Origin of the sequence: Bacteroides sp. PHL 2737 (assembly GCF_004115325.2) — a bacterium.
In the GTDB taxonomy this organism is placed as follows: Bacteria; Bacteroidota; Bacteroidia; order Bacteroidales; family Bacteroidaceae; genus Bacteroides; species Bacteroides hominis.
On sequence record NZ_CP040630.1, the window covers coordinates 3,084,689 to 3,100,274 of the forward strand.

At 43.3% G+C, this 15,586-nt stretch carries 13 protein-coding genes and 2 tRNA genes; 8 read left to right on the top strand and 7 right to left on the bottom strand.

Features of this window, described 5'->3' with window-relative positions; genetic code table 11:
- Window positions 1–95 precede the first annotated feature (95 nt).
- The 5 genes from DBK98_RS12480 (at window position 96) to DBK98_RS12500 (ending at window position 5,984) form a co-directional block, all read left to right on the top strand.
- On the top strand, window positions 96–1,835 hold the full coding sequence (locus DBK98_RS12480; RefSeq protein ID WP_005808913.1) for a bifunctional UDP-sugar hydrolase/5'-nucleotidase: 1,740 nt from the start codon (window positions 96–98) through the stop codon (window positions 1,833–1,835).
- Between the two features lie 6 nt (window positions 1,836–1,841).
- A complete protein-coding gene (locus tag DBK98_RS12485; protein WP_005776577.1) occupies window positions 1,842–2,309 on the top strand; it encodes a GAF domain-containing protein in 468 nt (155 codons plus the stop codon).
- Window positions 2,310–2,353: 44 nt separating this feature from the next.
- Window positions 2,354–2,692 (top strand): hypothetical protein, encoded by a 339-nt coding sequence (locus DBK98_RS12490; protein ID WP_005776578.1) that lies wholly within the window; start codon window positions 2,354–2,356, stop codon window positions 2,690–2,692.
- A gap of 68 nt (window positions 2,693–2,760) precedes the next feature.
- Window positions 2,761–5,052 (top strand): TonB-dependent receptor, encoded by a 2,292-nt coding sequence (locus tag DBK98_RS12495; RefSeq protein WP_022012841.1) that lies wholly within the window; start codon window positions 2,761–2,763, stop codon window positions 5,050–5,052.
- 170 nt (window positions 5,053–5,222) lie between these two features.
- Window positions 5,223–5,984, top strand: a complete 762-nt coding sequence (locus DBK98_RS12500) for a creatininase family protein (protein ID WP_005776580.1) — start codon at window positions 5,223–5,225, stop codon at window positions 5,982–5,984.
- A 175-nt stretch (window positions 5,985–6,159) separates the two neighbouring features.
- On the opposite strand, the gene DBK98_RS12505 is transcribed toward DBK98_RS12500, so the two are convergent.
- Window positions 6,160–6,741 carry a Crp/Fnr family transcriptional regulator gene (locus DBK98_RS12505; protein ID WP_032530433.1) on the bottom strand — a complete coding sequence of 194 codons (582 nt, stop codon included), beginning with the start codon at window positions 6,739–6,741 and terminating at the stop codon, window positions 6,160–6,162.
- A gap of 277 nt (window positions 6,742–7,018) precedes the next feature.
- On the opposite strand from DBK98_RS12505, the gene DBK98_RS12510 reads away from it, so the two are divergent.
- The 3 genes from DBK98_RS12510 to DBK98_RS12520 all read left to right on the top strand — a co-directional run bounded on the left by DBK98_RS12510 (window position 7,019) and on the right by DBK98_RS12520 (window position 8,672).
- A tRNA-Ser gene (locus DBK98_RS12510) sits at window positions 7,019–7,105 on the top strand.
- Window positions 7,106–7,183: 78 nt separating this feature from the next.
- Window positions 7,184–7,255, top strand: a tRNA-Glu gene (locus tag DBK98_RS12515).
- 58 nt (window positions 7,256–7,313) lie between these two features.
- A complete protein-coding gene (locus tag DBK98_RS12520) occupies window positions 7,314–8,672 on the top strand; it encodes an MATE family efflux transporter (RefSeq protein WP_005776582.1) in 1,359 nt (452 codons plus the stop codon).
- Here the strand turns inward: DBK98_RS12520 and DBK98_RS12525 are convergent, their stop codons facing one another.
- The 6 genes from DBK98_RS12525 to DBK98_RS12550 all read right to left on the bottom strand — a co-directional run bounded on the left by DBK98_RS12525 (window position 8,673) and on the right by DBK98_RS12550 (window position 15,431).
- Complete coding sequence (locus DBK98_RS12525) at window positions 8,673–9,560, bottom strand: hypothetical protein (protein WP_122200320.1); 888 nt, start codon at window positions 9,558–9,560, stop codon at window positions 8,673–8,675. It lies immediately after the preceding gene.
- Between the two features lie 27 nt (window positions 9,561–9,587).
- The gene (locus DBK98_RS12530) at window positions 9,588–10,292 is read right to left on the bottom strand and encodes an HmuY family protein (protein WP_005808902.1); all 705 of its coding nucleotides are present in this window, start codon (window positions 10,290–10,292) and stop codon (window positions 9,588–9,590) included.
- Window positions 10,293–10,297: 5 nt separating this feature from the next.
- Complete coding sequence (locus DBK98_RS12535) at window positions 10,298–12,652, bottom strand: TonB-dependent receptor (protein ID WP_032536265.1); 2,355 nt, start codon at window positions 12,650–12,652, stop codon at window positions 10,298–10,300.
- Between the two features lie 28 nt (window positions 12,653–12,680).
- Window positions 12,681–13,316, bottom strand: a complete 636-nt coding sequence (locus DBK98_RS12540) for a DUF4903 domain-containing protein (RefSeq protein ID WP_005808896.1) — start codon at window positions 13,314–13,316, stop codon at window positions 12,681–12,683.
- Window positions 13,317–13,478: 162 nt separating this feature from the next.
- The gene (locus DBK98_RS12545) at window positions 13,479–13,973 is read right to left on the bottom strand and encodes a calycin-like domain-containing protein (RefSeq protein ID WP_005776588.1); all 495 of its coding nucleotides are present in this window, start codon (window positions 13,971–13,973) and stop codon (window positions 13,479–13,481) included.
- Window positions 13,974–14,030: 57 nt separating this feature from the next.
- Complete coding sequence (locus DBK98_RS12550; RefSeq protein WP_032536264.1) at window positions 14,031–15,431, bottom strand: leucine-rich repeat domain-containing protein; 1,401 nt, start codon at window positions 15,429–15,431, stop codon at window positions 14,031–14,033.
- Between the last annotated feature and the right edge of the window lie 155 nt (window positions 15,432–15,586).

The window sequence follows — 15,586 nt, forward strand, 5'->3', positions numbered from 1 at the left end:
AAAAAGAGACTATCACGGGGTCACACAGAGTTTATTCTCTATTTAAATCCTTTCAGTGAGACTCTGTGGTGAATCAAATTTAAACCATTATTATGATGAAAAGATTGATTTGTATTTGTGCTTTCTTGCTTTGCCTGGTGTGTGTATTGCCGGCACAAGAGAGAGAGGTGAAACTGAAGATTGTGCAGACAAGCGATGTGCATGGTAATTACTTTCCTTATAATTTTATCACTCAGAAGGAGTGGGGCGGAAGCCTTGCACGCGTGTATGCGTTGGTGCAAAAGAATCGGGAAGTTTATAAAGAGAACCTTATTTTGCTGGATAACGGAGATATTCTGCAAGGACAGCCTTCGGCTTACTACTATAATTATATAGATACAGTAGCACCACATGTGTGTGCCGAAATGATGAACTTTATGGGATACGATGCCGGAAACATGGGAAATCATGATGTAGAAACGGGTCGCCCTGTATTCGATCGTTGGATCGGTGAGTGTAAATTTCCGGTGCTGGGGGCTAATATTATCGAAACGGCTACGGGCAAGACCCATCTTCCTCCCTATCAAGTGTTGGAACGTGACGGGGTGAAGATTGTGGTACTGGGCATGATTACACCGGCTATTCCTGCCTGGTTGTCGGAGAATCTGTGGCAGGGGCTACGGTTTGACGATATGGAGGAGACAGCACGGAAGTGGATGAAAGTGATCCGTGAGAAAGAAAAACCGGATTTGGTAATCGGGCTGTTTCATGCAGGTCAGGATGCTTTTGTCATGTCGGGTAAGTATAACGAGAATGCATCGTTGAATGTGGCGAAGAATGTGCCGGGATTCGATATGGTACTGATGGGGCATGACCATGCCAAGGAGTGCAAAAAGATAGTGAACGTTGCGGGTGACTCCGTGCTGGTGATTGATCCGGCAAGTAACGGGATTGTAGTGTCGGACATTGATGTGACACTGAAACTGAAAGACGGCAGAGTGGTGAGCAAACAAATAGACGGGGTATTGACGGATACAAAAGAATATGGTGTAAGTGAAGCCTTTATGAGACATTTCGCAGTGCAATATGGTGCGGTAGAGAAGTTTGTTTCGAAGAAAATCGGTGTGTTTACGGAAGATCTGTCTACTCGTCCGGCCTATTTCGGTTCGTCGGCGTTTATCGATTTTATCCATTCGCTGCAACTCGACATTTCGGGGGCAGACATTTCGTTTGCCGCTCCGCTATCGTTTGATGCTGAGATAAAGAAAGGAGATATCCGCGTGAGCGATATGTTCAACCTGTATAAATATGAAAATATGCTTTATGTAATGAAGCTATCGGGAAAAGAGATTAAAGATTTTCTGGAGGAATCCTATTATATGTGGACGAATCAGATGAAGTCGCCGGAAGATCATTTGCTGTGGTTGAAGGAGAAACGTACGGCGGGTGCCGAAGACCGGGCCTCGTTCCAGAATTTCAGCTTTAACTTCGATTCGGCTGCCGGAATCATTTATACAGTGGATGTGACTAAACCGAAAGGAGAGAAAGTGACCATCGTCAGCATGGCAGACGGTGCTCCGTTCCGAATGGATCATATATATAAGGTAGCACTGAACTCTTACCGTGGCAACGGCGGTGGAGAACTACTGACAAAGGGATCGGGAATTCCACAAGAAAAGCTGAAAGAGCGTATCATATTCTCAACGGATAAAGATCTCCGTTTTTATCTGATGCAGTATATCGAAAAGAAAGGCACACTGAATCCCCGTGCGTTGAACCAGTGGAAATTTATTCCCGAAGAGTGGGTGAAGCCCGCTGCAGAGAGGGATTATGAATATCTGTTTGGAACTAAATAATAGAATATGGCTGAAGAACTTACATTTATATCGGGCAGCAAAGAGGAACAATATCTCTCTTTGTTGCCTCAGGTAAAGGCTCTGATAGAGGGGGAAGAGGACCTGGTTGCCAATTTGGCTAATGTAGCTGCTGTCTTGAAGGAAGCTTTCGATTTTTTCTGGGTAGGTTTTTATCTGGTGAAGCAGGACCGGCTGGTACTGGGACCGTTTCAGGGACCGGTGGCCTGTACGCGCATTCGAAAAGGTAAAGGAGTTTGCGGCACGGCCTGGGAGGAAGCTAAAACCCAGTTGGTTCCGGATGTGGAAGCTTTCCCGGGACATATTGCTTGCAGCTCGCTTTCCAGATCGGAAATTGTGGTTCCACTGATAAAGGAAGGTAGGGTATGGGGAGTGTTGGACATAGACAGTGATCTCCTGAATTTCTTTGATGAAACCGACCGGAAATATCTGGAAGAAATGTGCAGATACTTATGAAAATAATAACTATCTTTGCCGACTTAAAAATAAGAGTGCAATAGGTGGGATACATCAAAAGAGTTCTATTATCGTTTCTGTTGTTGACGCTGTTCGTGACGTACCAGGTGAGCATTACGATGTTTACCCATGTGCATTACGTAAACGGTGTAATGATTGCGCACTCTCACCCCTATAAAGGTACTCACTCACATTCTACATCTAATATTGTTGTTATTGCCCATTTTGCTACATTCCATTCGCTGGAAGCCCATGTGCAATATGATTTTACACCCGAACGGCCGGTGCTGTTTACGGTAGAGATACCTGAGAGTATACCGGTGACAACAGAAACACATTTACGGGTAATTTCTTTGCGTGCCCCTCCGGCCGAACAGGCTTAAACTAAATTTAGGGGAGAGCCCCTTTCCGTTTCTTTTACTCTTTTATATATCATAGCTAATAACAAACAATGAAAAATTATATAGTTATGCTTGTGCTTGCGTGTGTAAGCATGAGTTTGTATGCAGTCAATCCGATTAAAGAAGGTAATATGATTGCCGGACACGTTATTGTGAAAGGCACTGAAGAAAGCATTCCGTTCGCAACGATAATGATATTAGGGACCAACCGTGGTGCGGTATCCAATGAAGAAGGGCAGTTTGAGTTTCGTAAGTTGGCTGCCGGGAAATATACACTCCGTGTACAGGTAATGGGGTATAAAACACAGGAAAAAACAATCACGGTCAGTGCAGAGGCCACATCGGTGGTTCATTTCCAGATGGAAGAAGAGAGTTTTATGACAGATGAAGTGGTTGTCTCGGCCAACCGGAATGAGGTGAGCCGGAAGGCGGCGCCGGTGGTGGTGAACGTGATGAGCGCCAAGCTTTTTGAAACGGTGAATTCTACCGACCTGGCGAAGTCGCTTAATTTTCAATCAGGGCTGCGGGTAGAGAACAATTGTCAGAACTGCGGTTTTCCGCAAGTACGTATCAATGGATTGGAAGGTCCTTACTCGCAAATTCTGATTAATAGCCGTCCTATCATCAGCGCATTGTCGGGAGTGTATGGGCTGGAACAGATTCCGGTAAATATGATCGAACGTGTGGAAGTGGTGCGCGGAGGTGGATCGGCTCTGTTTGGGGCCAATGCTGTGGGAGGTACAATCAATATTATTACAAAAGATCCGATAAACAATTCTTTTCAGGTGGCAAGCACGATGTCTAATATGAATGGTAAGTCGTGGGAGCAATATATGGGAGGAAACGTTTCTCTGGTTGCGAAAGATAATTCGTACGGTATCGCTTTGTATGAGACATACCGAAATCGTAATCCTTATGATGCGGACGGGGATGGTTTTTCGGAACTGGGCAAATTGAATATGAATACTTTCGGGATGCGTGCATACTATCGTCCCAACTATTTCAGCCGCATCAATGTGGAGTATCACACAACAAATGAATTTCGCCGGGGTGGCAATAAATTCAATTTACAACCTCACGAATCGGATATTACCGAACAAACAAAACATATTATCAATAGCGGAGGATTAAGTTATGACCGTTATTGGGGAGAGAAGCATAAGATGTCTGTATATGGATCTATCCAGCATACGGATCGCAACAGCTATTACGGTGCTCAACAGGATATGAATGCGTATGGTAAAACAAACGATCTGACTTGGGTAGTGGGAGGTATGTATGTGGGAAATATGGACCGTTGTCTTTTTGCCCCTGCTACATTTACAGGTGGTGTAGAGTATCAGAATAACTCTCTGCACGATGTGATGACCGGGTATCATCGTGACATGCAGCAGGATGTCCGTATTGCCGGAGGATTTGTACAGAACGAATGGCGCTTGAACCGCTGGACCATGCTCGTGGGAGCACGTCTGGACAAGCATAACCTGATCGATCATCCGATCTTTAGCCCGCGTGTGAATTTTCTATATAAGCCGAGCGATAATTTGCAGGCACGTCTGACATACTCTACCGGCTTCCGGGCCCCGCAGGCTTACGATGAAGACCTGCATGTGACAGCTGTGGGAGGTGAAGGGGTGCAGATCCGACTGGCTGAGGGGTTACGTGAAGAACGTTCCAACAGCTTTAGTGGTTCGGTGGATTGGTCGTTCCCAATGGGACACTGGCAGTCTAATATTCTTCTGGAAGGTTTTTATACTGATCTGCATCATGTATTTGTGCTCGAGGATATCGGTCTGGACGAGAATGGAGATAAGATAAAGGAGCGCCGGAATGGTAGCGGGGCGAAAGTATATGGTGTCAATCTGGATGCGAAGGTAGCTCACGGGCGTGAGGCACAGTTGCAATTGGGATTTACAGTGCAACGCAGCAGATACAACCGGGCAGAGATATGGACCAGTGAAGGGGAAGAGGAACAGACAACGAAACGGATGCCTCGTACACCGGATTATTACGGTTATTTCACTTTCACGTCGGCACCGTTGAAGAGCTTTGACTTTTCACTTTCCGGTACTTATACCGGTAAGATGATTGTGCCGCATATGGCGGGATACATCGAGAAGTCGCGTATGGAGCACACCCCGCAGTTTGTGGACCTTAATCTGAAACTGAACTATACTTTTGTGCTGAAAGATCATATCAAGATGCAGGTGAACGGTGGAATACAAAATATATTCAATAGTTTCCAAAAGGACTTGGATAAAGGAGAGTTCCGGGATGCAGGTTACTTTTACGGACCGACTCAGCCGCGGACTTATTTTGTGGGAATAAAGATAATGAATTAAATCCAGGGTTCACCACAGAGCCTCACAGAGTTTTATCGAGAAGAAATAGGAAAAACTCTGTGGGGCTCTGTCTATTTTATGGTGAACTCGTTTTTACTTATCAGGTATTCGTCGGAATGTTTTTATTCATATCTTTGCGATGTTACATTTGAATTAAAAAAAAGAAGACCATGAATAAAGAAGTAGATCTTTCAGTATCCTGCCTTGGAAAGGTGAAAGGGCTGAAATATGACGTTATCATCTTACCGTGGGGAGCTACGGAACCCCATAATCTGCATTTACCGTATCTTACCGATTGTATTCTTCCTCACGATATTGCCGTAGAGGCAGCCGAAATGGCACTTGCACGTTCGGGAGTGCGTTGTATGGTGATGCCGCCCGTACCTTTTGGAGCGCATAATCCGGGACAACGTGAATTGCCGTTTTGTATTCATACCCGTTATGCTACTCAACAGGCTATTCTGGAAGATATCGTATCTTCTCTTTATGTGCAGGGATTCCGGAAACTGGTCATCCTGTGTGGACACGGAGGAAACAATTTTAAGGGGATGATTCGTGATCTTGCCTTTGAATATCCCGATTTTCTGATTGCTGCCGCAAACTGGTTTGAAGTGGTTTCTCCCAAAGGGTATTTTGAAGCGGAGGTTGACGATCATGCCGGAGAGTCGGAAACTGCTGTGATGATGCATTATCATCCGGAATTGGTGAATCTGGCTGAAGCCGGTGACGGAAAGTCGAAACCGTTTGCCATCGCTTCGTTGAATGAGAAAGTAGCCTGGGTGCCCCGCCATTGGGATAAAGCGACAGCAGACAGTGGAGTGGGAGATCCCAGAAAAGCTACTGCTGAAAAAGGTGAACGCTATGTGAAACCGATCGTGGAGAAGCTCGCCAGACTTTTCGAAGAGATGGTGAAACACGACCTTTATGAATGATGGGGAAGGTATACTTATAAAAAACAGGCAGTGGCGGATTTCCGACACTGCCTGTTTTTTTAATTGTTACCTAAAAACTAATCTTTATTCCTATAAAAAACAACCTATTTATTAACTGCTGCAAAAATACAGCATGTAATTGGATTACGTTTTGATATAAATCAAAAAATATTTTTTACAGTACTCCCGAACGTACACGACTGAGTGTTTCCGGGGTCATCAGCAAGTAGGAAGCGATGTGTGATAACGGTGCCCGCTTGATAATCTCCGGATGGTGATGTAAAAGCAGGTTATAACGTTCACGTGCCGTTTCAAAACGCCATGAATCAGCTTTTATTTGTGATACAATGAGTGAATATTCCAGCACTCTGCGATAGAAAGCATTGATCTCTTTGGACTGTTCCAGTAACTTTTGCAGGATGTCGTAGGGAAGCATGTATATCACTGCCGGTTCCAACGCTTCGGCCATCAAGTGGGTGGGTTCTTGTTTCAATAAACTTTCGATGCACATCAGAATACATCCTTCGTATGAGAAGTGTTCGGTGACATCTTTCCCGTTCTTATAATAGAATTGCCGTAACATTCCTTTTCCGACGAAAACCATGTGACGGCTTATTTGTCCTTCGTTCAACAACATTTCACCCTTTTCCAGTTCTTTACGTATCAAGACCTGTGCCAGTAGTTCCCGTCCCTCTTTGTTCATCTCCGGATATCTGGAGTTTACAACAGCATCCACTGTCTCTTTCAGGTTTTCCATCATGTATATATTGATAAGTTATTATAGATTGCGGAGACAAAAATACGAAAATCAGTTGATATAAATCAATTTTTCAAAGTAAAAAGATTCCTTCTACTCCAATGACTGCCCTGGAGAGCGAGAGTATGAAAAAAAAGTTCTCTCCTTTAACATTTGAAACTTAGCTGGTTAACTTATTTCGCATAAAATCCGTGAAAAAAATGTTGTAGAAAGATTTGCGTAGTTCAAAAGTTCCCTCTATCTTTGCATCGCATTTGAGAGGAAATGCGGTTAAAAAGGAAGTTTGGGTGAGTGGCTGAAACCACCAGTTTGCTAAACTGACGTACGGGTAACCGTACCGGGGGTTCGAATCCCCCAGCTTCCGCACCAAATCTCAACTTTAAGATGACAAGGGAAGAGCCGAGTTTATTGCTTGGCTCTTTTTTGAATCTAATTTTCAGTCGGTGGGTTCGTCTAACGGTTAGGACACATGCCTCTCACGCATGTAATACGAGTTCGATTCTCGTACCCACTACGAATTAATAATCAGCCTTTTACGATAACGTAAAGGGCTTTTTTATTGCTTTTGGGTTATGAATGATAAATATGAAGAGAGGCTTGGTACTGACCGTATGTTGCCGCTTGTATTCAGGATGGCACTTCCTGCAGTAATTGCACAAATTGTAAATCTACTCTACAATATTGTAGACCGAGTCTATATCGGACACATTCCCGGAATTGGTACACAGGCGCTTGCTGGTATCGGTGTGGCAGGTTCTCTGATTATTTTGATTTCCGCCTTCTCTGCTATTGTGGCGGGGGGAGGTGCACCCCTTGCAGCCATAGCTTTAGGGCAGGGCAATCGCTCACATGCAGGAAAAATATTGGGGAACGGTTTTGTGCTATTATTACTTTTTACGCTCCTGACATCTGCCTTATCTTATCTTTTTATGGAGCCGGTACTTTTGTTTACAGGTGCGTCCAATCAGACTCTCGGATATGCTACGGATTATCTTTCGATCTACTTGATCGGTACTCTGTTTGTAGAGGTTTCTGTAGGGCTGAATACCTTTATTAATACTCAGGGCCGTCCCGGTATCGCTATGTTGTCGATTGTTATCGGAGCGCTACTCAATATCCTACTCGATCCTCTGTTTATTTTTGTTTTTGGATGGGGAGTGAAAGGGGCGGCGCTTGCTACTATCATTTCGCAAGCTTGCAGTGCTGCTTGGGTATTGGTTTTTCTGACATCCGGCCGTGCTTCTTTGCGACTTGAATCCCGATATATGAAATTGGATAGGAAAGTAGTGGGTGCTATACTGGCATTGGGCGCTTCACCGTTTATTATGGCGAGTACCGAAAGTCTGGTTGGCTTTGTCTTGAATGGGTCTCTGAAAACATTTGGTGATATCTACGTGAGCGCATTGACGATCATGCAGAGTGCCATGCTTTTTGTCAGCGTTCCGCTTTCCGGATTTGCATTGGGATTTGTACCTATTGTGAGTTATAATTACGGGCATGGAAACCGGGAGAGGGTTAAAGAATGCTTTAAGATAGTGATGACCTTTATGTTCTTGTTCAATTTTATTTTGATTCTGCTGATGATCCTGTTTCCGTCTGTCATCGCTTCAGCCTTTACGTCCGATGAAAAACTGATAGAAACCGTAGTGCGGGTGATGCCTGTATTTCTGGCAGGAATGACGATTTTCGGATTGCAGCGGGCATGCCAGAATATGTTTGTCGCACTGGGGCAGGCAAAAGTTTCCATTTTCATAGCATTGCTCCGTAAGGTGATTTTGTTGGTTCCGTTGGCTCTGATACTTCCGCATCTGATGGGCGTGGTAGGAGTTTATGCTGCCGAAGGCATATCGGATGCTACGGCAGCTATTTGTTGCACAGCCATCTTCGCTGTTCAGTTCCCGAAGATTATGAATAAATTGGCGATGCGTTGATTACCGAGAGGGTTGATGTGCCGCTTTTTGTTTTTTCTTAGAGGCTATATACCATAAATAGATAGCCAATATGACAAAAACAGCCAGAATCGTGATCATCTCTGTTGGATGCCCTAACGGATCAACCCATATTTCGCTGAAGAAATCCATTCGTCCCAATATTTCCACCGGTGTCCAGAATACGATTACCGTGGCTATTGCCATGCGGATGTTTGCTCCCCAAGAGGCAAGTCGTAACTGTCGGCGAAACATGAACACTGAACCGACCAGGCAACCCATACCTATCAACATAGTCACCGGATGATGGTCCCCAAGGAAGTTACTGTCGTAACAGAACATCAGTAATAGGTAGCAACTCCATAACATCATGTTAAGTTCCATGAAGGTAACGATAGATGTATGACGGGTCATGGGGCGTGCCACGATTTCACTTTTCTTACTTCGGAACAATGCCGTCTGACACCAATTGATAAAGTTACAGCCTGTCTTTACACTAAATAGATAGAGCACCATGAACATAGCCCAGAATCCGAATGAGGTCGGCATAATCAGATATTCTGGTCGTGTTACTACTTCTCCATTTAGCATTTCGGGCTGTACTCCATATCGGTTGGCATAGTACATAAATAAAAACTCTACCCAGCCTGTCCAAAAAAGCAGGCCACCGAACAGTCCCCAAAGCGTTTGTTTCGTGTCGTTTCGTGCGAAGACACCGATGATAACCATAAGCAATCCTACTCCTCCCATGGCAAATGCCGTATAATGGAGTGCAGTAGGAATGATCAGATGCTCCATCATAATCATTAGGGCATGTCCCAAAGGCATGGTAAATAGAACTAAAAGAAAAGAAGCAATTGTTTTCCACCAATATCTGGTTTGATTTTTCATTGTTGTTTGTCTCATTTTGGGTTATACTTAATTTAATTCATCACAATAGTAACTGATTTGTCCGCCACTGTCGCCTATCTCCGAATCGGCATTATACCAACTGATGATTTGTATCTTGAAATATCGTTTACCATCGGCGGTACGTATCACGTAGGTGTGATAAGAGGGCGTGTAAACCGGAGGGGGGCCGGCGAAACTCATGGCTTCAGCCAATATCGGATTGGCGCTGGTCAATGTTTTAGCCGGACCGGTATTGGGGTCGAACCACGGATTCTCATTAAAATCCAGCCCATGCTCTATCAGATATTTGTTCCAGTCATTTTGCGACATTGTGACGTATACTTCAGTATCATTGTCTACCGTCCATTTCAAATCAGCGGGTAGTTGCGAAACAGTTTTCCATTTGTCATAGCTTCCATATCCCAGGTCAGCGGCAGCACCCTGACCGATGCCACTGGTACCACTGTTGGTGCGCAGGCGATATCCGCAGAATGCGAGATCCCAATCTGTGCGCTCTTTCTGTTCTCCTTCAGTAATATCCTGATTAGGTGAAAGGGTATTAAACCGCTCTCCGGTACGTAAGTTGAAATAAATCCAATCGTTCGTAACACCGGTGGAATAACCGCATGTGCGGGGCAGTGTCTTACCGGTAAACGGTTCGGCATCATATTTTACACACGAAGTTGTTATAATGCAGCAGAATGACAAGCATAAAGCTTTAAAAACATTCATTTCTCTCATTTCTTTTTCTTTAATGCATTTATTACGTCGTCTATCATAAACTCAATCTGTACGTGTCCGCGGGCACCGGGGGTGGCGGGCACATTGAACATGGTCACTCCCGAACCCAATGTTTTGGGCTTATAGTTTAAAAGGTTGTCGACACCCAGTGTCACTTTTACTTTGTTGTAGAAGGTTTGTGAAACGGCCAGATTACACAGCACATATGCCGGAAGATTGCAACGGAAGTAGGCATCCTTGCTGGTATTCTCCTCCTCAATCCATACACGATCCTGCACATCGAATTTCTTGTTACCCATAAATGATGCGCTGAATATGGCACCCAACCGATAGTTTTTGCGATTGTGCTTATAGTCCAAACTGGCTGTAGCTGCGTGAGGAGAGGTGGTGTTAACCTGTACACCTTTAAGTTTGCTCACATTGACAAAACTGTAGGTGGCATTCAGTGTCAGGAAGTCAAACATGCGCCAACGTCCCAGTGCCTCCAGGCCCAGTAAGCGCTGTTTGCTGAGATTAGTGTATTCAAAATTGTATTGCATGTCATAGATTCTCCAGACTCCTTCTATTTTATCTTTAAAGTAGTTTCCGTAAACCGTACCGGACAAGAATAGCCGGTCGTTGGTGTATTCGGCTCCAACTGACATGTAGTTGTTTTTCTCCGGTTGCAGGTATTCGTTGCCTTTTATCTGAAACATGCCCAGATGGTCCCAGTTGAAGAAAAGCTCTTTGATACTGGGTGAACGGTAACCCATTGAATAGTTGGCACGGAAACTCCATTGGTCGTTGGGTGAAAACTTGGCTGCGATTTTGGGCATTCCCATGAATCCGAAAGCATGGGAAAAGTTAGTACGCAACCCGGCGGAAATCATCCATTGTTTAGACACTTCCCATTCGTCCTGCAGAAAATATTCCGTTTCTTTCAGTGACCGTGTAGTCATTTTGCGATTCACAAAACGGTCGCTTGTCAGGTCATCCGAAATATGTTCCACTCCAAAGATCAGATGGTGGGCTTTAAAGTAATTGCTGGTGATGGTCAGTCGTGGTTGCAAGATTCGGCTTTCATATACCTTCTGCCGTTCATTCCGGCGTTCGTGTCGTTTAAAGCGGTCATAAAAATCGCTATGTAAACTTCCGGTTACAGAAAACCAGTCCTTCACATGGTAAGTGGCTTTGATTCCTCCCGTCCAGTCACGTGCCTGACTAAAAGTCAGATCTTGTATCAGGTCGTATGTATTCATGAAGAATGCGCTGCCATAGAGCAAAACCGATAAATCTTTGTTCGGATCGTAATAAACCTTTTGTGAAGCTGAAATGTGCTCGGTTCCTTCGATTCCCATAGGCGGACGCGCTGTAGCACTGGTTACAATGATATCGTGAGGTAGGAAGGGATTGGCTTCCTGTGTATATATCTTCTTGTCATTTTCCGCCTGATAAAGATAGAAAGCATCACTTTCGCTGTACCATACATCTGTTTGCGAGGTAAATGCTCCCTGCTTAAAACCTGCGGAGACCCAACTTTGCAGATTTGGGCGGTCAGCATTCTTTTCGAACATGTAGAGGAAGTCACTCTTTGATAGATTTTTATAATTACGTTCGTTCATTTGCCCGTAACGCACTCCGGCATCGATACTAAGAGGTTTGTTCGTCTTTTTAGTTATCAGATTGATAACGGCTCCTGCCGCACGCGAACCATACAGAGTACTACTGGCACCTTTCACAATCTCGATGCGGTCTATGGCATGCAGATTGAAACGTTCGTAATCCAGGTTTCCGGCCATGTCTCCGGTCAGTCGTTCTCCATCCATCAGGAATAACACATGGCGTGCATCAAGTCCCTGCATGCTTATTTCATTGCCAAAGCCTACTTTCTGTATGTTCAATCCTGGTGTTTCCTGCTGCAGAGCCTGCTGCAAGTTTCCATATCCGGCGTCTACCAGTGCTTTTCCTCCCAACACCTGCGTGGTCACCGGAGAAAGTTTGATGGGACGTGCCGTGCGTGAACCCGTTATCACTACTTCGTTCAGTCCCATTACATCTTCCGTCATGTGAAGGGTCAGGTTTCGGGTTGCTTGTGTTATTTTTCCTTTCAGGGGTATGTAGCCTACGGAAGTGATGTGGTAATGGTATGTACCGGGACGAGGGAGCTTCAAGATGGCATTGCCATTCAGGTCAGTGATGGCATACAACGTCTTTTCCGGATTATCATTTTCTGCAAATGCTATATTTGCCGCTATTATCGGTTGCTCGGTCTTTGCTTCCAGTATTGTGAGTTGCACTTTTGTTTGGGCCATAGAGGCGGTACATATAAACAGAAGCAGGCATGTGATCGTTACAAATTCTCTTTTTTTCATTTTTCTAAAAGGGTGTGTGATTCACAGTTTATGATAACCCATGTTTCTTCTTATACTCTTCCAAGTCTTTTTCAAATTGTGCGAACTCCTTTTCATAGTTGTTGATGCGCGTCTTGTCTATTGTTTGCAGGAAACACTCCGAGCGAACGTTCATCATGTTGTAGTCCACAATAAAATTAATCTGGTGAGTGTCGGTATTATAATAGCCTTTTACACTACTTCCTTTAGCATTGGCCGGAGTGCCGTCTTTTTCTTCCCCCCAAGTAGAGCCGTCCTCACCATAGAATTTGATCCAGCCTGCACCCGGATATTCGTCTTTTTCCCATGTGTTGAGTTGCATGGTTTGTACGTCACATTTAAAGTTGATGATCATCCCCATTTTGCCTACGGTGAAATTAAGAAGAGACACACTGAAAGTATTTGTATCTGTATTGCTCCAGTCAAACTTAAATTTGGTGGGGCATCCTTTTTCAAGCAATGTTTTATTGACACCATTCAGGGTGGCATGGGTATTCAATACGATTTCTCCGGTCAGAAAATCTTTTGCTTTCTTTACGAGCTCTTCCGAAGCTCCTCCTTTGGTTATTTCTTCGTCGGATGAACAGGATGCCAAAAATAAACAGATACTGCAAAGAATGATATAGGATAATTTTATTGTTTTCATCTTGAAAAATAGTTTTTTATGGTTTATATAATGAATATTCGGTTATTGTTTTTTTATATGAATGAAAGGTTGTTTTCTTGTTGTTGTGACAAGAAAACAACCTATGGTACATTAGTTCATTTTGTGGAGAATATTATAAAAAACTTTATGCTCCACTAAAATTCACTTTGTTCCTTCAAATGTAACAATTGCTTCGAATAGTGAACCTGAATATTGAGTATTTACGGTAACTGTAAACTTCAGGTAGTTTCCGGTAATTTCTCCTTCCACTAAAGCATCATAGGATAGGGGGAGTATACCGATCTTGAGTTTTACGGCACTTTCACAGGTCTGGCTGAAGTTTCCTCCGGATGCAGGGACAGTGATGTCCATCGCGTCGACCGTAATCGATCCCGGCATCGAACCTATTTTGAATGAATCAATATGAATATTGACCGTTCCGTCTCCATTATCGGTTACATTGGCAACCTTTCCATAAACCGGATTTTTTTCTCCATTCATGTAAACTCGGATCAGGTTACCCTGATAGTTACCTTCCAGACTTTCGGCAACAGTTGCTACTGAATATACGTCACTTGCTGCACTTGCAGAAACATTACTTGAAATAGCTGTCATTCCGAATAAAGCTATTCCCCAGATAAAAACTTTTTTCAACATAAGATTGGTTTTAAAATTAAAATAAAAAATAACACATATATATATGCTTGTTAGCTGTTAAATCTTCTTTGTCCAACGGAAAGCACCATAATCACTGTAGTCTCTGTATCCGGAGTCATTTAGATTTTTTTTGTAAGTACTAAGGAATGTTTTACATGCCTCTTGCTTGAATTCATTTTCTGAAATAAGGATTGTGGCTTTCTGTGCGTCAGCCAGTGGCTTTAGTGTTTCGTACGCTGCACTATAGACATACTGGAAATTGGGATAAGTGATGGTACAATTCTCGAGTTGCAATAATATGACAGCCTGAAAACCGCGGAGAAAGCTTAAATCCATTTTTTTCAATGAAGGCAGGCTGGCCAGTTCTAATTGAGAGACAAGCCCTTTGCTCTGTTCCGGAAATTTGATTTCTTTTAAATTCTCACAATCGAATACATGTAGTACATTAGAGACTGTTTTATCAAAGTCGGTTGCTTCCTGATTGGTGACAAGTGTTTTTGATAGATCCAGTTCTGTCAAATATTTGTTGTTGCTTGAACCGAAACTTGCCAACTTGGCAGATTGTGAAAGATCAATGCCCTCAGGGGTCTCTGCATTCAGAATGAAAAGGGCTTTAAGGTTGTCACGAGGCATAAGATGAGCAACCGAACAATGATTCATGCACTCAACTTGCACATAGAATGGTTTGTAGAAAGGATTATTGATAAAATATTCTAATCCTTCAATTGAATGTATATTTTCATTATCCGCATACCAGGCATCTATGTTAATGCCGCTGCCTTGTTCGGTCAGGCCCATTGGCTTACTAATGTCAATCTGGTTTCCATCTTTTGTAAACAGGCTTGCAAACTTCGATTTCAGATAAGTGCGGAAGTATTCATCGGGAATATCACGCAAGGTGGTATAGGCTTGCAGGGTTCCGTTTGCATTTTGCATCTGCATGTCGGTGGCTGCACTGGCGGCATGGAATGGAACCAGATCCTCTATATTGTATTTGGCCGTTTCCGGTAAATAAAATTTGGTGAGTGGATGTAAGACAGTAGTGCTCATTTCATCATTTACCATTTTCACATCTACCAAACCTTTAAAATCATATATTTTATTACCTGATAAATCAATCGCAGTAATGTTTTTGGGCAATGCGGAGAAGTCGAAAACGGGGCCATACTCATTGTTCGATAGATTAACTTCAGCAAGGTTAGGCAATACTTCCAGTCCCGATAGATTAGCAATTTTGGTGCCCGATAGATCAAGCGAAGTTGTACTTTTTACTTTATCATCCTGTACCAGTTTGCCTTCTGCATTAAAGGTATATCCTTTTTGTTGCAAGATAGTTCTTAGTTCAGTATTTGTCACTTCCACTCCATTCCAATCAATGTTGTTATCGTTAGTACATGAAGTGAAACATATACCGGAAACTGCTATAAACGTGCTAATATACGTTTGAATTTTATTCATTGTTTAATGATGGGTTTTTTGATAATTAATATTTGTTTTAATCCGGTTACAAAGTTATATGCGGTTTAAAATATGTACAATACCCATTTATGGGTATTCTGCTGTTGAAGTTTAATAGTAAACTTTTTAATATAAATATATTTTATTGGTTGTTG